General features: G+C 70.3%; 18 protein-coding genes and 1 pseudogene. 4 read left to right on the forward strand and 15 right to left on the reverse strand.

Translation table 11 applies throughout. From position 1 onward, the window contains the following. Window positions 1-10: 10 nt before the first annotated feature. Genes AC07EJ_RS36855 through AC07EJ_RS36870 form a run of 4 tightly spaced genes read right to left on the reverse strand, consistent with a single transcriptional unit; the run spans window position 11 to window position 2997 of the window. Complete coding sequence (locus AC07EJ_RS36855; RefSeq protein WP_389485923.1) at window positions 11-1333, reverse strand: NADH-quinone oxidoreductase subunit D; 1323 nt, start codon at window positions 1331-1333, stop codon at window positions 11-13. Further along, complete coding sequence (locus tag AC07EJ_RS36860) at window positions 1333-2073, reverse strand: NADH-quinone oxidoreductase subunit C (protein ID WP_227296709.1); 741 nt, start codon at window positions 2071-2073, stop codon at window positions 1333-1335. The genes AC07EJ_RS36855 and AC07EJ_RS36860 overlap by 1 nt, the downstream gene beginning before the upstream one ends. After that, window positions 2070-2624: a NuoB/complex I 20 kDa subunit family protein gene (locus AC07EJ_RS36865; protein WP_389485925.1), complete on the reverse strand. Its 555-nt coding sequence runs from the start codon at window positions 2622-2624 to the stop codon at window positions 2070-2072. The genes AC07EJ_RS36860 and AC07EJ_RS36865 overlap by 4 nt, the downstream gene beginning before the upstream one ends. Window positions 2625-2637: 13 nt before the next feature. Continuing rightward, window positions 2638-2997 (reverse strand): NADH-quinone oxidoreductase subunit A, encoded by a 360-nt coding sequence (locus tag AC07EJ_RS36870; RefSeq protein ID WP_007383963.1) that lies wholly within the window; start codon window positions 2995-2997, stop codon window positions 2638-2640. 714 nt (window positions 2998-3711) lie between these two features. Here AC07EJ_RS36870 and AC07EJ_RS36875 point away from each other — a divergent pair. Then, window positions 3712-4518, forward strand: coding sequence for a C40 family peptidase (locus AC07EJ_RS36875; RefSeq protein WP_389485927.1), 807 nt, complete (start codon window positions 3712-3714; stop codon window positions 4516-4518). A 111-nt stretch (window positions 4519-4629) separates the two neighbouring features. On the opposite strand, the gene AC07EJ_RS36880 is transcribed toward AC07EJ_RS36875, so the two are convergent. Continuing rightward, complete coding sequence (locus tag AC07EJ_RS36880) at window positions 4630-4956, reverse strand: putative quinol monooxygenase (protein WP_116511241.1); 327 nt, start codon at window positions 4954-4956, stop codon at window positions 4630-4632. A 536-nt stretch (window positions 4957-5492) separates the two neighbouring features. Further along, window positions 5493-6776: a geranylgeranyl reductase family protein gene (locus tag AC07EJ_RS36885; RefSeq protein ID WP_362908591.1), complete on the reverse strand. Its 1284-nt coding sequence runs from the start codon at window positions 6774-6776 to the stop codon at window positions 5493-5495. 98 nt (window positions 6777-6874) lie between these two features. On the opposite strand from AC07EJ_RS36885, the gene AC07EJ_RS36890 reads away from it, so the two are divergent. Then, a complete protein-coding gene (locus AC07EJ_RS36890; RefSeq protein ID WP_362908590.1) occupies window positions 6875-7381 on the forward strand; it encodes a GNAT family N-acetyltransferase in 507 nt (168 codons plus the stop codon). A 121-nt stretch (window positions 7382-7502) separates the two neighbouring features. Beyond that, window positions 7503-7844: a PASTA domain-containing protein gene (locus AC07EJ_RS36895; protein ID WP_389485932.1), complete on the forward strand. Its 342-nt coding sequence runs from the start codon at window positions 7503-7505 to the stop codon at window positions 7842-7844. Between the two features lie 76 nt (window positions 7845-7920). Here the strand turns inward: AC07EJ_RS36895 and AC07EJ_RS36900 are convergent, their stop codons facing one another. The 8 genes and pseudogenes from AC07EJ_RS36900 to AC07EJ_RS36935 form a co-directional block, all read right to left on the reverse strand. Further along, on the reverse strand, window positions 7921-10161 hold the full coding sequence (locus tag AC07EJ_RS36900; protein WP_478885920.1) for a cell division protein PerM: 2241 nt from the start codon (window positions 10159-10161) through the stop codon (window positions 7921-7923). Window positions 10162-10446: 285 nt separating this feature from the next. Continuing rightward, window positions 10447-10515: pseudogene (locus AC07EJ_RS36905) on the reverse strand (zinc-ribbon domain-containing protein); the annotation flags it as partial. Between the two features lie 170 nt (window positions 10516-10685). Further along, on the reverse strand, window positions 10686-11375 hold the full coding sequence (locus tag AC07EJ_RS36910; RefSeq protein WP_116511247.1) for a demethylmenaquinone methyltransferase: 690 nt from the start codon (window positions 11373-11375) through the stop codon (window positions 10686-10688). A gap of 34 nt (window positions 11376-11409) precedes the next feature. After that, on the reverse strand, window positions 11410-12009 hold the full coding sequence (locus AC07EJ_RS36915) for a hypothetical protein (RefSeq protein WP_389485934.1): 600 nt from the start codon (window positions 12007-12009) through the stop codon (window positions 11410-11412). Window positions 12010-12016: 7 nt separating this feature from the next. Beyond that, on the reverse strand, window positions 12017-13216 hold the full coding sequence (gene mqnC / locus AC07EJ_RS36920) for a cyclic dehypoxanthinyl futalosine synthase (RefSeq protein WP_389485936.1): 1200 nt from the start codon (window positions 13214-13216) through the stop codon (window positions 12017-12019). Between the two features lie 105 nt (window positions 13217-13321). Then, window positions 13322-13798: a hypothetical protein gene (locus AC07EJ_RS36925; protein WP_478885902.1), complete on the reverse strand. Its 477-nt coding sequence runs from the start codon at window positions 13796-13798 to the stop codon at window positions 13322-13324. 59 nt (window positions 13799-13857) lie between these two features. Continuing rightward, window positions 13858-14595 (reverse strand): prepilin peptidase, encoded by a 738-nt coding sequence (locus AC07EJ_RS36930; RefSeq protein WP_389485940.1) that lies wholly within the window; start codon window positions 14593-14595, stop codon window positions 13858-13860. 221 nt (window positions 14596-14816) lie between these two features. Continuing rightward, on the reverse strand, window positions 14817-14999 hold the full coding sequence (locus tag AC07EJ_RS36935) for a hypothetical protein (protein ID WP_478885903.1): 183 nt from the start codon (window positions 14997-14999) through the stop codon (window positions 14817-14819). Window positions 15000-15316: 317 nt separating this feature from the next. On the opposite strand from AC07EJ_RS36935, the gene AC07EJ_RS36940 reads away from it, so the two are divergent. Then, window positions 15317-15553, forward strand: a complete 237-nt coding sequence (locus AC07EJ_RS36940) for a GntR family transcriptional regulator (protein ID WP_478885904.1) — start codon at window positions 15317-15319, stop codon at window positions 15551-15553. Between the two features lie 16 nt (window positions 15554-15569). On the opposite strand, the gene AC07EJ_RS36945 is transcribed toward AC07EJ_RS36940, so the two are convergent. Further along, window positions 15570-17213, reverse strand: a complete 1644-nt coding sequence (locus AC07EJ_RS36945) for a serine/threonine-protein kinase (RefSeq protein WP_478885905.1) — start codon at window positions 17211-17213, stop codon at window positions 15570-15572. Window positions 17214-17330 lie beyond the last annotated feature (117 nt).

Here is a 17330-nt window from a genome sequence, read left to right on the forward strand (position 1 = left end):
GGGGTGGTGGTCACCGGTCGACGCCTCCCATCACGGGGTCGATGGACGCGACGGCGACGATGACGTCGGCGACCTGGCCGCCCTCGCACATCGCCGCCATGGCCTGAAGGTTGGTGAAGGAGGGGTCGCGGTAGTGGACCCGGTAGGGGCGGGTGCCGCCGTCGGACACGACGTGCACGCCGAGCTCTCCCTTGGGTGACTCGACGGCGGAGTACGCCTGCCCGGCGGGGACCCGGAAGCCCTCGGTCACCAGCTTGAAGTGGTGGATCAGGGACTCCATGGAGGTGCCCATGATCTGCTTGATGTGGTCGAGCGAGTTGCCGAGGCCGTCCGGGCCGAGCGCGAGCTGCGCCGGCCAGGCGATCTTCTTGTCACCGACCATGACCGGGCCCGGGGCGAGCCGGTCCAGGCACTGTTCGACGATGCGCAGCGACTGGCGCATCTCCTCCAGCCGGATCAGGAAGCGCCCGTAGGAGTCGCAGGTGTCGGCGGTCGGGACCTCGAACTCGTAGTTCTCGTAACCGCAGTACGGCTGGGACTTGCGCAGGTCGTGCGGGAGGCCCGCCGAGCGCAGGATCGGTCCGGTGGCGCCGAGAGCCATGCAGCCGGTGAGGTCGAGATAGCCGACGTCCTGCATACGGGCCTTGAAGATGGGGTTCCCGGTGGCGAGCTTGTCGTACTCGGGAAGGTTCTTCGACATCGTCTTCACGAACTCGCGGATCTGGTCCACCGCGCCGGGCGGCAGGTCCTGGGCGAGCCCGCCGGGCCGGATGTACGCGTGGTTCATGCGCAGGCCGGTGATGAGTTCGTAGATGTCGAGAATGAGTTCACGATCACGGAAGCCGTAGATCATGATCGTCGTGGCGCCGAGCTCCATGCCTCCGGTGGCGATGGCCACCAGGTGCGAGGACATCCGGTTCAGCTCCATCAGGAGCACCCGGATGATCGACGCGCGGTCGGGGATCTCGTCCGTGATGCCGAGGAGCTTCTCGACCGCGAGGCAGTACGCCGCCTCGTTGTAGAACGGCGTCAGGTAGTCCATGCGCGTGACGAACGTGGTGCCCTGCGTCCAGTTCCGGAATTCGAGGTTCTTCTCGATGCCGGTGTGCAGATAGCCGATGCCGCAGCGGGCCTCGGTGACCGTCTCGCCGTCGATCTCCAGGATCAGCCGGAGCACGCCGTGCGTGGACGGGTGCTGCGGACCCATGTTGACGATGATGCGCTCGTCGTCGGCCTTGGCCGCGGACTGGACGACCTCGTCCCAGTCGCCGCCGGTGACCGTATATACGGTCCCCTCGGTCGTCTCGCGAGGCGATGCAGAAGAAGTGGACATCAGCTGTACGACCTCCGCTGGTCCGGAGCCGGGATCTGGGCGCCCTTGTACTCGACGGGGATGCCGCCGAGGGGGTAGTCCTTGCGCTGCGGGAAGCCCTGCCAGTCGTCCGGCATCATGATCCGCGTCAGCGCCGGGTGGCCGTCGAAGACCAGGCCGAAGAAGTCGTACGTCTCGCGTTCGTGCCAGTCGTTCGTCGGGTAGACGGCGACGAGCGAGGGGACGTGCGGATCCGCGTCCGGGGCGCTGACTTCGAGGCGGATCAGGCGATTGTGGGTGATCGAGCGCAGGTGGTAGACGGCGTGCAGCTCGCGGCCCTTGTCGTCCGGGTAGTGCACCCCGCTCACGCCCGTGCAGAGCTCGAAGCGCAGGGCCGGGTCGTCGCGCAGGGTCTGGGCGACGCGCACCAGATACTCGCGCTCGATGTGGAACGTGAGCTCGTCGCGGTCGACGACGGTCTTGTCGATGGCGTTCTCGGGGACGAGGCCCTGTTCCTCCAGGGCCCCCTCCAGCTCATCGGCCACCTCGTCGAACCAGCCGCCGTACGGCCGTGAGGCGGCGCCCGGCAGCCGTACGGAGCGGACGAGGCCGCCGTAACCCGACGTGTCGCCGCCGTTGTTGGCGCCGAACATGCCGCGCTGGACGCGGATCTCCTCGCCCTGGTCGCCGCGCTGGCCCGGAAGGTTGGCCGCGCTCAGGTCCTTCTCGGGGTTGACCCCGTTGCTGTCCGCGTCGCTCACCGCAGCAGCCCCTTCATCTCGATCATCGGGAGCGCCTTGAGCGCCGCTTCCTCCGCCTCGCGGGCCGCCTCCTCGGCGTTCACGCCGAGCTTGGAGGACTGGATCTTCTGATGGAGCTTGAGAATCGCGTCCATCAGCATCTCCGGCCGCGGCGGACAGCCGGGCAGATAGATGTCCACAGGGACTACGTGATCGACGCCCTGCACGATCGCGTAGTTGTTGAACATCCCGCCCGACGAGGCGCACACGCCCATGGAGATGACCCACTTGGGGTTCGGCATCTGGTCGTAGACCTGCCGCAGGACGGGCGCCATCTTCTGGCTCACGCGCCCGGCCACGATCATCAGGTCCGCCTGCCGCGGCGAGCCGCGGAAGACCTCCATGCCGAAGCGCGCCAGGTCATAACGGCCGGCGCCCGTCGTCATCATCTCGATGGCGCAGCACGCCAGGCCGAACGTGGCCGGGAAGACGGATGACTTGCGCACCCAGCCCGCGGCCTGCTCGACAGTGGTCAGCAGAAAGCCGCTCGGCAGCTTTTCTTCGAGTCCCATGGCTTAAGGCCCCTCAGTCCCATTCCAGGCCGCCGCGCCGCCATACGTACGCGTACGCGACGAAGACGGTGAGCACGAAGAGCAGCATCTCCACGAGCCCGAAAACACCCAGGGCGTCGAAGGTGACGGCCCAGGGGTAGAGGAAGACGATCTCGATGTCGAAGACGATGAAGAGCATCGCCGTCAGGTAGTACTTGATGGGGAAGCGCCCGCCGCCGGCCGGCGTAGGGGTCGGCTCGATACCGCACTCGTAGGCCTCGAGCTTGGCCCGGTTGTACCGCTTTGGACCGATAAGCGTGGCCATGACCACGGAGAAGATCGCAAAGCCTGCCCCGAGGGCTCCCAGTACGAGGATGGGCGCATACGCGTTCACCGCTCCTCGCTCCTCTCAGTCGGCGCTGACTGCTGGCGGATACGTCGGGCCCGCCTCCCGCTCCCCGCGAAGCCACCCCCGATTGCACGAAGATCGCCCACATGTGAAGCAGGTCACAAGCCCAACTGCCCCGCATCCTATGCCTGCCGGTCTGTGATCTGCGACACGGGGTGCGCCAACAGCTTTGTGATCTCCACCACCTGACGAAGGATCATGAAGTCGGATGAGCGGTGATCTTCATACGCGAAGCGCCTGAGTGATCACCAGAGGTGACATCTTGGCTCGTTACCCCAGGTGACAGCGCTGGCCCACTATCAAGAGGGGGCGCGTGCGGGCAAATTGGCGCTGGACAGAACTGGCTGATAGTGAGCGCCGTTCACACATCAGGGGGAGAGGTGTGGACGTAAGTGGACGCGGGCAGGCGTCCGCGAGGAGCGTCCGACCGCGAAGGTGACCTCTTTGTGACCTGCGTCACGCCGACCGTTACCTGTCGGAAACCGGGCTTGGCCATCGGTATCAACGAATGGTAGGCCGAGGGCAATTCGGGCGTATTGCAGAAAGCCCATGATCACAGGCTTGTTCAGCCGTGTCCGGATTGCCCGTTACGGCGTCAATAAAGGCCGCCACGCCCGGGATTCAAACGCCCACACAACAACTGTGGCGCACCACACGTTTCTTGAAGGAACCATGGAGGCCCTGATAGCGGTTGTACTCATGTCCCACACCGCTCACATACCCAGCCACCGGAAGCCCCGTCGCAGCGCGTCGAAAATCGCCCTGCGCGCCGGAGTTGCCGGTGGCGTACTCAGCACCCTGGCAGTGGCCGGTGCGTCCGGCCCGGCGTTTGCCGCCGAGCCGGTGACCGAGACCATCGAGATGCCGACCATCACGGCGGACCTCTCCGCTCAGGTCGCCCAGTCCGCGGACGCCACCCAGCAGGCCGCGAACTCCTACGCGCTGCAGGCCGAGCAGGACCAGGCCGTCGCAAAGGCCGCAAAGCAGGCCGAGGCGGACCAGGCCCTCGCGGAGAAGAAGGCGGAGGCCAAGAAGAAGGCCGAGGCCGAGGCGAAGCGCAAGGCCGAGGAAGCGCGTGCGTCGCGCTCCGCCGAGCGCACCACCCTCTCCACCGCCTCCTCCGCGGCCTCCGACGTCGCGGCCCCGGCCAGTGGCAGCGTCGCGTCCGTCATCGCCTTCCTGAAGGCGCAGCTCGGCGACGCGTACGTCATGGGCGGCACCGGCCCCAACTCCTGGGACTGCTCCGGCCTGACCCAGGCCGCGTTCGCGCAGGCCGGCGTCAGCCTGCCGCGCGTCTCGCAGGACCAGTCGACGGCCGGCACCCCGGTCTCCCTCGACAGCCTGCAGGTCGGCGACCTCCTCTACTGGGGCAGCGCGGGCTCGGCGTACCACGTGGGTGTGTACATCGGTAACGGCCAGTACCTGGACGCCGCCAACCCCTCCAAGGGTGTTGTCATCCAGGACCTGTCCGGCTACCCGGCGACCGGCGCGGTCCGCGTTCTCTGAGTCTCCGAGATTTCGTGGCAAAGGGCCATCGCTCCCCTCCCGGGGGCGGTGGCCCTTTGCCGTACAACCAGCAAATCCCGCGTAACTCTCGTAACTGGCGTAACTCTCGAATCAGCCCTTCGGTGACAATTCACCCATAGGGCCCCAACTGCCGCCCGGGATCTCCGTATTGATGATCTCCGGTACGGAGGCGATCAGACCGGACATCGTCTCCAGGCCGGCCTTGAAGTGGTCGGAGCCCACGTGCGCGGCGCCCGCGTCCCCGTCCCGGAAGCCCTCCAGGAGGACGTACTGGTTGGGGTCCTCGACGCTGCGGGACCAGTCGAAGAAGAGGTTGCCCTCCTCGGCGCGCGTGGCGCGGGTGAACTCGGCGGTGTGCTCCAGCCAGGAGTCGGCGTACTCGGGCCGGGCGGTGAACTTCACGGCGATGAAAATCATGCAACCAGGGTGCTCCGAGCCACCCTGATAGGCCAATTCGCCGCGCGCCCCTGGACCGCGGAGATGGCTGCCGCGTCTGGCGAATGGTGGCGAAACCCCGATCTGCCCACCCTGCGCCGAGGAACCCTCCACACTGCTTCTTGGCGATCCCGCAACGGTCGCCCCGCGCATCCCGACTGGCCCGCCGTCCCGGCTGGGAGTCGCGGCCGGCGCAGTCGTGCCCTAGCGGCTGCGCTTGCCGAGGGCTGCCCACGTAACCGGAATCCAAGAAGGGACGGCGCGCCGATCAGTCCTCGTAGGGCGCGCCATGTGTGCATGTCCCACGAGAAGCCATATCTCGAAATTCGGGTCGGCGGGCTCCACTTGACCGTGCAGCGCCGCCCGGTCCGCCTTCTGACGGCTGTTGCGGTCATCGTGCTGCTTCTAGGAGGAGGGGTGGCCCTGGGCGGGCCCTGGCTGCCGTTGTAGTCACAAAAAAGCTGTAGCCACAAAAAAGTGGGGCCGTCACCCATAGGCGACGGCCCCACTCACGAGGATCACGCCTTCGGCGCCACCTTGCTCAGGCCGTTGATGATGCGGTCCATCGCGTCGCCGCCCGTCGGGTCGGTCAGGTTCGCGAGCATCTTCAGCGTGAACTTCATGAGCACCGGGTGCGACAGGCCGCGCTGCGTGGCGATCTTCATGACCTTCGGGTTGCCGATGAGCTTCACGAAGGCGCGGCCGAGCGTGTAGTAGCCGCCGTAGGTGTCCTTGAGGACCTTCGGGTAGCGGTGGAGGGCGAGTTCGCGCTGGGCGTCGGTCGCGCGGGCGTGCGCCTGCACGATGACGTCGGCCGCGATCTGGCCGGACTCCATGGCGTACGCGATGCCCTCGCCGTTGAACGGATTGACCAGGCCGCCCGCGTCACCCACGAGGAGCAGGCCCTTGGTGTAGTGCGGCTGACGGTTGAAGGCCATGGGCAGGGCGGCGCCGCGGATCGGCATCGTCATGTTGTCCGGGGTGTAGCCCCAGTCCTCGGGCATGGACGCGCACCAGGCCTTGAGCACCTCGCGCCAGTCGAGCTCCTTGAAGGCCTTGGAGGAGTCGAGGATGCCGAGGCCGACGTTCGACGTGCCGTCGCCCATGCCGAAGATCCAGCCGTAGCCGGGCAGCAGCCGCTCCTGGCCGCCGCGCCGGTCCCACAGCTCCAGCCAGGACTCCAGGTAGTCGTCGTCGTGGCGCGGCGAGGTGAAGTACGTGCGGACGGCGACGCCCATCGGGCGGTCCTCGCGCCGGTGCAGACCCATCGCGAGGGACAGGCGGGTCGAGTTGCCGTCCGCGGCGACGACGAGGGGCGCGTGGAAGGTGACTTCGCGCTTCTCCTCGCCGAGCTTGGCGTTGACACCGGTGATGCGGCCCGTGCGATCGTCGATGATCGGGGCGCCGACGTTGCAGCGCTCGTACAGGCGCGCGCCCGCCTTCTGCGCCTGCCGGGCGAGCTGCTCGTCGAAGTCGTCGCGCTTGCGGACCAGTCCGTAGTCCGGGTAGGAGGCGAGATCCGGCCAGTCCAGCTGGAGCCGCACGCCGCCGCCGATGATCCGCAGGCCCTTGTTGCGCAGCCAGCCCGCCTCTTCGGAGATGTCGATGCCCATCGACACGAGCTGCTTGGTGGCCCGCGGGGTGAGGCCGTCGCCGCACACCTTTTCCCGGGGGAACGCGGTCTTCTCAAGGAGGAGGACATCAAGTCCGGCCTTGGCCAGGTAGTACGCGGTCGTCGAACCGGCTGGCCCGGCCCCGACGACGATCACATCTGCGCTGTGCTCGGAGAAGGGCTCGGTCACGGCGGGTTCTCCCGAAGACTCGAAATCTGCGTGCCGCACGGCACCGGATGTGGGCAGTCTATGCAGCGGTACTGATCACCCAGCCGAAGGGCCGCCCTGTGAACCGAGCTCTGCCTGATGTACAGCTGCGTGTCCCCACCGACGAGGACGCCTTCGCCTGGCACCGCGTCTTCGACGACCCGGAGGTCATGGAGTTCCACGGCGGGGCCGCTGCCGAGCTGTCCGTGTACGAGGAGCTGACCGCCCGGCAGCGCCGGCACGACGCGGAGCGCGGCTTCTGCCTGTGGACGATGACCGGCACGGACGGCGACGTCATCGGCTTCACGGGCGCGCAGCCCTGGCCGCACGCCTGGGGTCCGGCGGGCGAGATCGAGATCGGCTGGAGGCTGGGGCGCGCGCACTGGGGCCGTGGCTACGCGACGGCGGCCGCGCTGGCGACGCTGGAACGCGTACGGGCCGCGGGTGTACGGAGCGTGGTGGCGATGGTCGACTCGCGCAACGAGCGCTCGGTGGCGGTGACGCGCCGCCTCGGCATGGAACCCGCCGAATCGTTCACCGTCCCGGGTGACGCGCGCACGGGCCTCTGCTTCAGGCTCGCCTTGTAATGATTCAGGCTCGCCTTGTAAGCCTTGTGCGCCTCGTAAGGCTTGCAAGCCCTGCAGCCCTGCCGCTTCCGGTCGGGGGTCGGGCGGAGCTACCCTTCGGGTACCGCTGGGGGTGAAGTCTGTGCGCATTACACCCAAGACGCCCGAAGTGCGCGTCCCGAAGTTCATCGGCCTGATGGCCGTCGACGCGCGCGAGGCTGCGGCGGCGCGCGGCGTACAGCTGACCGCGCCCGACCGCCCCGACTTCCGTCTCACCGTGGTCGACTACGTCGTACGCCAGTACCCACCGCCCGACACCGAGGTGCCCCGTGGCTCCGTCGTCACCGTCTGGTTCGACCTGGCGGACGGCGAGGGCCACGGCGGCTCCGGGGTGAACGAGCCCCGTATGCCGGGGCCGCGCGGCGGCGGTCTGCAGCGCGAACTTGACGAGCCGGGCGAGCCGTACTCGGTGGTCGGCATGTAGCCGGCCGTACTCGGTGGTCGGCACATAGCGAGCGGCGCTCCGTGCCCCGGCCATGGCCGGCGGCGCCCGGCCGGCGTCAGTTCGTCAGGCGCCAGGATTCCAGGCCGGTCCGGTACGTCTTCTTCAGGTCGGCCCACACGTCCTGCTGCCCCACGAGGAAGATCGTGTACTCGGTGCCGTCCTCGGCGACGTACGACTGGTCGATGCCGTGCATCGTCCGGCCGCCCTCGTCGCGGTACGTGTACTCCCAGATCGCGCCAGGTCGCCCCTGGAAGGTGTTCTCGCGCAGGTCGATCCGCTCGTAGTCCCGCTTCTTCTTGTCCTCCTTCGCGTGCTTCTCCATGTTGAGGATGTTGTCGTACGAGGTGTAGCCCGCGTTCGGTATAACGCCGATGAGGTAGTGCTCGGCGCCGGTGCTGCCCGCGTAGGTGATCTGGCTGCCGTTCTCGACGCCCTGGCGCGACCACACGTCGGGGATCACGAAGGAGAAGCCCATGGGGTCGGCGACCTTGCGGTAACCGGACGGGACGGTCGCGTCCGTGGTCGCGCTCGGCGTGGGGGCCGTGGCCTGGTCGGGCGTCGCGCTCGGGGTGGGGCTCGGCGTCGGGGTCGGCTGCTGCGACGTGGCGGGCTGCCCGGTGCTGACGGCGGGCTTGTCGTCGGCGGCCGCCTTGTCGTCCTTGCCGCCGCTGTCCTGGAGCAGCAGCACCCCGGCGGCCGCGCCACCCCCGATGACGAACGCGCCGGCGATGGTCGCGACCCAGACCCCGGCGCGGCGCGGGGACTTGGCGGGCGCGGCGGCCGGCTGCACGCCCAGCTGGAAGGTGTGGGGGTCGTACATCGGGGCGGAGGCGGGGACGGGGGCGTACGCGGGTCCAGGGGTGGGCCCGGGGGGAGGCGTGGGCGTGGGAGCGGCGCCGACCGTCGGCAGGGCGGCCGCCACCGCGGGGCTCGGCGGGTCGTTGGGGGCGGGCGGCTCGGCCGGCGCTTCCGGCATGGCAGTCCCCGGCGCCTGGACACCAGGCGTCACAGACCCGAACGCCCCCGGCGTCGCAGGCCCGAACGCCCCCGGCACCAGCCGCGGTTCCGCCACGATCCCGGTCCGCACCCCCGCCATCTGCATCAGATACGGCGCGAGGAACGCCGCCGCGAACACCCACAGCAGCCCGAACAGGAGCGCCTCCGCCATGCCGAGCCCCACGCCGGCGCTGCCCGTGCCGCCGCCGAGGTCGGACGCGGCCCCGGTGGCCTGCACGCCGAGGCCGCCGAGTGCGCCGAGCAGGAGGAAGAGACCGAGGAAGATCCCGGCGGACAGGAGCTGCTCACGACGGTCGGCCGACCGTCGGGCCGCCATCACTCCCACGGTCAGCGCGCAGACGGTGCCGAGGGCCAGCGCCCCCACGACCGCCCAGGCGTTGGTGACGTCGCCGAGTTCGGAGAGGCCGAACGAGTGGTGCTCGTAGCCGCCGCCGTACGTCGAACTGCCGCCCGCCTCGAAGGAGATGGGCGCGCCCCAGCCGAGACCGAGCGCCATGGCGCCGAGGTTCGGCAGCACGAGCAGGGCGAAGACCAGCGGCGACAGGTCGGCCTGCCCCAGGTCGGACACGTCGGAGACGTCACCCAGGTCGTCGATCTGGGTGATGCTGATGAAGGCGGCGAGCGAGCAGATCACGAGGACGACGGCGAGCGCCCGCAGCGCCGTTCCGGTGGCCCGCACCAGCGCCCGTACCCCCGGCCGGACGGCGAGCCACTGGGCCAGGTCGTCCCGGTGCAGCATTCCCGCGGAGACGGCGAGCGAGATGAGGAGCGCGCCGAGCGCGGCGAGCACGGGCGACGACGAGATCGATACGCCCTGGACCGAGGGCTGCGCGAACAGGCCGAGCACGAGAACGCAGACGGTCACCAACAGGGCGACGCGCAGGGTGGCTTCGAGCCCGGGGGTGCCGGGTCCCGAGGGGTCGCCCGGCTGCCCGGCCGGGCTCGTCGCGCGGGCCTGGAGACGCGAGCGCAGGACGCGTACGCCGATCCAGAACGCCAGGATCCACAGGGCGGTGACGGTGAGGGGGACGAGGGAGAGTGCGGCGCCGCCGCTGAGCTCCGCCCCCATGTCACCGCTCCCGCCGCCGAACGGCGAGTCCGAGCCGCCGAAGGGCGAGGAGCCGCCGGAGGAGGCCGACACCTCGAAGCCGCCGCCGAGCGACTGGAGCAGCAGCGCGAGCGCGATCCGCATCCGGTCGCCGAACCCGACGACGACGTCGCTGCCCTGCCCGTACGAGGGGATGGCGAGGGCGACGGCGGCGATCACCAGGAGTCCCACGGGCCACAGCGCGGCCTGCCCCGAGCCGGCCCAGTCGCCACGGAAGGCACGCCCGAAGAAGGCACCGACGGGCGAGGGCCCGCCGGGGGCGAACGCGGGCGGCGGCGGGGCGGCGGGCGGCGCGACCGGCGGAACGGGCGGCTGCCCAGGAGGAGCGGGAGAAGCAGGAGGAGCAGGCGAACCAGCGGGCGCAGGCGGTCCAGCGAGCGCAGGCGAACCAGCGGGCCCGGCGGGAGGCGCCGACGGACCCTGAACAGCGGGCTCGTGCTCCGGCGCCCGTTCCCGCCCGCACTTCATGCAGAAGCGGGCCTCGTCGGGAGCCTGGGCTCCGCAGTGCGGGCAGAACGACGCCATGGGAAATGCTCCGTCATCCGGGAAAGTCGTACCGTTACCAAAGGTGACCGGCCGTCACCACGTACTCAACGGACACATCTTTCCCGGTGGCCGGTTCCCCGTGGCGGGGATTCGGCACAACGGACGGGCGCGAAGGGCTACTTGGCGGCAGGAGAGCCGCAGGAGAGCCGCTACTTGGTTCCCCGGTGCAGCGCCACGACGCCGCCGGTCAGGTTGCGCCAGGCCACGTCCGACCAGCCGGCCTTCTGCAGGCGGGCCGCGAGCGCCGGCTGGTCGGGCCAGCTGCGGATCGACTCGGCGAGGTAGACGTACGCGTCCGGGTTCGAGGAGACGGCGCGGGCCACCGGCGGCAGGGCACGCATCAGGTACTCGGTGTAGACGGTGCGGAACGGCGCCCACGTCGGCTGCGAGAACTCGCAGATCACGACGCGCCCGCCGGGCTTCGTCACCCGGTACAGCTCACGCAGCGCCGTGTCCGTGTCCTGCACGTTCCTGAGGCCGAAGGAGATGGTCACGGCGTCGAAGGTGTCGTCCTTGAACGGCAGCTTCGTGGCGTCGCCCGCGGTGAACGGCATCCACGGGTGCCGCTTCTTGCCGACCTGGAGCATCCCGATCGAGAAGTCGCAGGGCACGACGTACGCACCGGCCTGCGCGAACGGCTGCGAGGACGTCGCCGTACCGGCCGCGAGGTCGAGGACCTTCTGCGCGGGCCGCGCGTCGACGGCCTTCGCGACCTCCTTGCGCCACAGCCGGGCCTGGCCGAGCGAGAGCACGTCGTTGGTGAGGTCGTACCGGTCCGCCACGTCGTCGAACATCGAAGCGACTTCGTGCGGCTGCTTGTCCAGGGATGCGCGGGTCACGCGTCCATTGTGGCAGTACGCCCCCGGGCCGGCGTCAGCGGCGCCGGTAGACCAGGCGCCCTTCGATGACCGTGGCCACGCAGCCGGCCGGGCCGAGCCGTGCGAGCGAGGCACGGTCCGGCACGTCGAACACGGCGAACCTGGCCGGTCCGCCCACGGTCAGCGGCGGCAGCAGGACGAGCGGCACCGGCGAGAAGGACACCGGCCCCGGCTGGTTCGGCGGGCGCTGCCCGATCGCGAGCCCGGCCCTGCGCACCGCGTCCACCACGGCTCGCGAGCGCAGCTCCCCGGCCACGGCGACGGTGCCGTGCGCGAACAGCTGCTGGATGCCGCGCCGCGCGCTGGCCCCGACCCGGGACGGATCGGCGCGGAAGATCTCCCGCGCGCGCTCCCCGACGATCGGCCGGGTGCCGAACTCGTCGGCCTCGCGCGGGTCCGGGTGGTAGGTGCCTTCGAGGATCTCGGGACCGTACGGGTTGAGCAGGCCGGGCGTGAGGATGCCCGGCCACCGCCGCACCCGCGCCTGCGGGCGGACGGCGGCGAGGTCCTCGTACGGGCCGAGGGCGGCGACGGACGCGCCGTCGACCAGGACCGCGGCCTCGGGCGAGGCCTCGGCCACATGAATCGTCAGCAAAGGAGCCTCAGTTGGTGGAGACGAGCTTCAGCTCGGGGTGCGCCGTGCCGCCCTCGATCGCGGTGGACGAGATGTGCGACTGGACGCGGTCGTCGACCGGGTCGTTCGCCGGGTCGTCGTGCACGACGAGGTGCTCGTAGGTCGTGGCGCGCTGGGCCGGGACACGGTCCGCGCTGCGGATCATGTCGATCATGTCGCGCAGGTTGTTCCGGTGCTTGGCGCCCGCGGAGGAGACGACGTTCTCCTCCAGCATCACGGAGCCGAGGTCGTCCGCGCCGTAGTGCAGGGTGAGCTGGCCGGCCTCCTTGCCGGTGGTCAGCCAGGACCCCTGGATGTGGGCGATGTTGTCGAGGAAGATCCGCGAGATCGCGATCATGCGGATGTACTCGAAGATGGTGGCCTGGGTCCGGCCCTTGAGGTGGTTGTTCTCGGGCTGGTACGTGTACGGGATGAAGGCCCGGAAGCCGCCGGTCCGGTCCTGTACGTCACGGATCATCCGTAGGTGCTCGATGCGCTCGGCGTTGGTCTCGCCCGTGCCCATGAGCATGGTGGACGTCGACTCGACGCCGAGCCCGTGGGCGATCTCCATGATCTCCAGCCAGCGCTCGCCGCTCTCCTTGAGCGGGGCGATGGCCTTGCGCGGCCGCTCCGGGAGCAGCTCGGCGCCGGCACCGGCGAAGGAGTCGAGCCCGGCGGCGTGGATCCGCTGGATCGCCTCCTCGGCGGACACCTTCGAGATGCGGGCCATGTGCTCGACCTCGGAGGCGCCGAGGGAGTGGATGACCAGCTGCGGGAAGTTCTTCTTGATCGCCGAGAAGTGCTCTTCGTAGTACTCGACGCCGAAGTCCGGGTGGTGCCCGCCCTGGAACATGACCTGCGTGCCGCCGAGTTCGACGGTCTCGGCGCAGCGCCGCAGGATGTCGTCGAGGTCGCGCGTCCAGCCCTTGGCGGTGTCCTTGGGCGCGGCGTAGAAGGCGCAGAACTTGCACGCCGTCACGCAGACGTTCGTGTAGTTGATGTTCCGCTCGATGATGTACGTCGCGATGTGCTCGGTGCCCGCGTAGCGGCGGCGCCTGATCGCGTCGGCGGCCGCGCCGAGCGCGTGCAGGGGAGCGTCGCGGTAGAGGTCGAGCGCCTCTTCGGGGGTGATGCGTCCACCCGCGGCGGCACGGTCGAGGACGGTCTGAAGGTCGGCCTTCTCGGTCACCGGCGTCCCTTTCGTTGTGTTCGTAACGGGTTGTGGACGGACCGCCTCAGCGTACGCCAGCTCTTCCGGCTGCCCGAGGCCAGGCGCCCCGCCCCGCCCGCCGGGTCAGCGGACCGGCCCGGTCGTGACCAGGACGTAGTCGAAGTACAGGGGGTCACCCTCGTCGTCGGTGGGGTACTCGTAGGAGCTGTTGTTCGCGAAGGCCGTCTTGAGCTCCGGCAGGAGATACGTCCCGTAGTCGTCGTACTCGACCTCGTGCCCGCGCTCCTCGATCTGCTCCACCAGTTTTTCGCCGGGGGTGCGGAACACGTCCAGACCGTCGAAGGTCACGTTGATGTCGGCGTCCTCCTTACGGAAGCGCCACAGTTCGACGCCGGCCAGCGCCCCGTCCTCCGGGAAGAACAGGAAGAACTGGAACCCGGAGTCCTCCAGCGTCAGCACGTACTGGCCCGGCGGCTGCTCGGCCCCCGCCTGATGGCTGACGGTGGCACCCAGATCCCGGGCGATGTCCATCGCCTCACCGAAGGGCATGCCGAACCGGAACGGGGCAACGCCGGCGTTCGGCCAAATCTCGACATCCATGTTCTCTTCCCTTTGCTGTCGGCCAACTGCCGTGGTTCCCCACCGGACTTCACCCGGGATCAGGCGGCGTACGCCCCCATCAGCACGCCGGCGAAGGCGCCCGCGATCAGGAACGGGCCGAACGGGATCTCGGTCCGCCGCCCCGCCCGCCGCAGCGCCACGAGCACACCCCCGTACAGCGCCGCGAACAGGAACCCGGCGAACGTGCCGATGAGCAGCAGGCCCCAGCCGTACCAGCCGAGCACCGCACCCAGTCCGACGGCCAGTTTCACGTCCCCGAACCCCATCCCGGCGGGGTGGATCAGGAAGAGCACGAGGTAGCCGCCGCCGAGCGCGGCCGCGCCGAGCAGGGACGTGCGCCAGGCACCGCCGGGCTCGGGCAGCAGCGCGGCGAGCCCGAGCAGCGCGAGGGCGGCCGCGGCGAGCGGCAGCGTCAGCACGTCGGGCAGTCGGCGCACCCTGAAGTCCACGGTCGCGAGCAGCACTCCCACGGGCGCGAGCAGCAGCCAGGCCGCGAGTTCGGGGCGGGCGCCGGTCGCGGCGGCGAGGGCGGCACACACGAGAGCGGTGACGAGGGAGACGAGGGCGGTGCGGGGCCCGTACCGGGTGCCGTCCGCACACCGGGCACGCCCGAGCCAGCCGCCCGCGAGGCCGCTGATGGGATGTCCGGCCGGGCACGCGGCCCGCCAGTCCTCGTCGGGCTCGACGGAGAACCGGTAGGCGGCACGCGGCACGAGTCCCCCGGCGACCACGCCCCAGACGACAGCCCCTACGACCAGCAACAGGTCCACATCCACGCCAAGTACCCTACGTACTCTCCCTGGAGCCCGTCAGGTGTCAGTCCCCGTCGGCCTCCTGAGGGCGTCCATTGGGTCACTCATCGGCGGATACGTGTCGGCACACGCCGGGCACGCGTACACGTTGAACCCGGGTCCGCTCGCCGCATGGCCGATGTACACGAGAACCGGTTCATCGGTCACACACTGACAACGAGCACACATCCGCACCACCGCCCGGCTCACCGGGCCACCGCCACAGCCACCGGCACGCGCACGCCGTGGATGCGCCGCGCGCCCAAGTCGACCCCGAACGTCGCCAGATACAGCACCCGCCGCCGCTCCCGCTGACGCCGCCGCTCCAGGAACGCCTCGGCGTCACCGAGCAGATACGGGCGTACGAGGGAGGACGCGTCGCCGTCCAACGGCGCGATGGCGCAGCGGAGTTGAGGTGTAACCGGGGGGCGCGGCGCGGGTACGGGTGCCGGGTGCACCCCCCGGGATCGATGGCGCCCGCGTGGCAGGGGCGTACAGAGGACGAGGGCCCAGAAGGCGAGCTGGAGGATAAGGTTTCGCACTGTCGGCGCTCCTTTGAAGCGTTCGGCCATGCCCCGGGGCGGGTGCAACCGCCGCCGGGGTCTTTCATGCCCTCACCGTAGAGCCCCCTGTTATGACCTGTCTATACCTAGGTTAAGACGGGACTTTCTATGCTGCCCCTTAGAGGGGTACGTACAGTTCGGTTGTGTTCGAATTCAACCCCACCCGCCCCAAGTGGCAGCAGATCGCCGAGGAAGTCCGCGCCCGGATCGCCCGCGGCGAGTACCCCGTGCACGGCCTGATCTCCGAGGTGAAGCTCGAGGCTGAATTCGGCGTCTCGCGGGTGACGGTCCGCAAGGCCACCGCCGCCCTGCGCGCGGAGGGGCTGATCGTCACCACTCCCGGCATGGGCTCCTTCGTCGCCGGCAAGGACAACGCGTAGCCCCGTGGGCGCGGGCTCAGCCGCCCACCCGCCCCAGGCGCGCCGTCGGGTTACCCGCCTCCGGATACTCCGACGTGTACACCAGCACCTTCCCGTCCAGCCGTAGATGCACGGTGTGGGCGGACGACGCGCATGTTCCGGGGTTCGACTCGGCGGCCTCTCCCCCGGCCACCAGCTCCTTGCCCGTGGCCGACTTCAAGGTGAGTACGTCGACACAGTTGATGCCCAGCGGATCGGTCGACGTCACCGTGCCGACCTTCTGCCCCGGCCCCGCCTGCCTCACCTCGACGTCGAAGGTGCCGAACGGAACCCCGGCCTGCACCACCTTGCCGTGCCACTTGCCGAGATAGCCGGACGGGACCTGCCCGCCGGACGGCGTGGCCGCGGGCGGCCTCGCACCCGTGTCCGAGCCGCCTTGCGAGTCCGAATTCCCCGGCAGCAGGTCAAAGAGGAAGGCCGAGCCCAGGGTGACCGCGGCCAGGGCGCCCGCGACGCCCAGAGCGACCGTACAACTGAGCCTGCGCCCACGCCCGTTGGCGCCCGTCGAGGACGTCGCGGCCACGCTGACCGAGACCCTCCCCGCACCCGGCGACTCCGTGCGCGGCGCCGGCACGGCGGAGTCGGCGACGGCCGGCACATACGCCGAGGACCACGGGGCGGCCGGCCCGTACGCGGGATCGGGCGGCCCGAACACCCCGGCGGGCGGCCCGTCGACCGAGGGCTCGCTGAACCCCACCGGCCCCGACCCGGCACCCGTATCCGGCGCCGCGCCCTCCAGGTCCAGAAGCGCCACCGCGCTGCGCCCCACCTGCTCCACCAGCGCGCCCGGCAGCCACCCCGCCGCGACGAGCCGGGCCGCGCCCTGCGGGGCGAGGGCGCCCGCCACCTCTTCGGGGGTGGGCCGGACGGCCGGGTCCTTCGCCAGGCACGCCGCGGCGACGTCGCGCAGCTCCCCGCGCGCCAGGCCGAGTTCGGGCTCCTCGTGCACCACCTTGTAGAGGAGCGCGGCCGACGAGTCGCCGGGGAACGGGGACGTGCCGGTCACCGCGTAGACGAGGACCGCGCCGAGGGAGAAGACGTCCGCGGCGCCCGTGACGCCCTTGCCGAGGATCTGCTCGGGCGCCATGTATCCGGGCGACCCGATCGAGACGCCCGTGGAGGTGAGGGAGGCGGTGCCGTCGGTGGCGCGGGCGATGCCGAAGTCGATCAGGCGCGGGCCGTCGACGGTGAGCAGCACGTTCGACGGCTTCACGTCGCGGTGGACGAGCCCGAGGCCGTGCACCACCGACAGGGCCTCGGCAAGGCCCGCGCCCAGGACCCGTACGGAGTGGTCGGGCAGGGCGCGTTCCTTCACGGCCTGCGCGAGGGAAGGTCCGGCCACGTACCCGGTCGCGGCCCACGGCACGGGCGCCTCCGGGTCGGCGTCGAGGACCGGCGCCGTCCAGGCGCCCCCGACGCGCCGCGCAGCGTCGACCTCGCGCCGGAAGCGGGCCCGGAACTCCTCGTCGAGCGCGAAGTGCGGATGGACGACCTTCACGGCGACACTGCGGCCTCCGGCGCTGCGCCCCAGATAGACGCGGCCCATTCCGCCGGAACCGAGCCGGCCGAGCAGCCGGTAGGGCCCGATCGTGGTCGGTTCGCCGGCTTCCAGCGGCTGCATGGCCTGGCCTCCCCCTGTGCCCGCGCTCCAGTCGGGCCAGGGTAGTCCTCCCCTGTCACGCCTTCCTGTAGTCGACGCCTCGCGGAACGCGTCGCTCCGATATCCGCGGGCCCGGCG

The sequence above is a fragment of the Streptomyces sp. NPDC045026 genome, assembly GCF_056432625.1.

Excerpts from the sequence above, each read along its gene's own strand:
- AC07EJ_RS36855 (WP_389485923.1), bottom strand. The coding sequence starts at position 1,333 with ATGTCCACTTCTTCTGCATCGCCTCGCGAGACGACCGAGGGGACCGTA.
- AC07EJ_RS36865 (WP_389485925.1), bottom strand. The coding sequence starts at position 2,624 with ATGGGACTCGAAGAAAAGCTGCCGAGCGGCTTTCTGCTGACCACTGTC.
- AC07EJ_RS36875 (WP_389485927.1), top strand. The coding sequence starts at position 3,712 with ATGTCCCACACCGCTCACATACCCAGCCACCGGAAGCCCCGTCGCAGC.
- AC07EJ_RS36880 (WP_116511241.1), bottom strand. The coding sequence starts at position 4,956 with ATGATTTTCATCGCCGTGAAGTTCACCGCCCGGCCCGAGTACGCCGAC.
- AC07EJ_RS36925 (WP_478885902.1), bottom strand. The coding sequence starts at position 13,798 with ATGGATGTCGAGATTTGGCCGAACGCCGGCGTTGCCCCGTTCCGGTTC.
- AC07EJ_RS36945 (WP_478885905.1), bottom strand. The coding sequence starts at position 17,213 with ATGCAGCCGCTGGAAGCCGGCGAACCGACCACGATCGGGCCCTACCGG.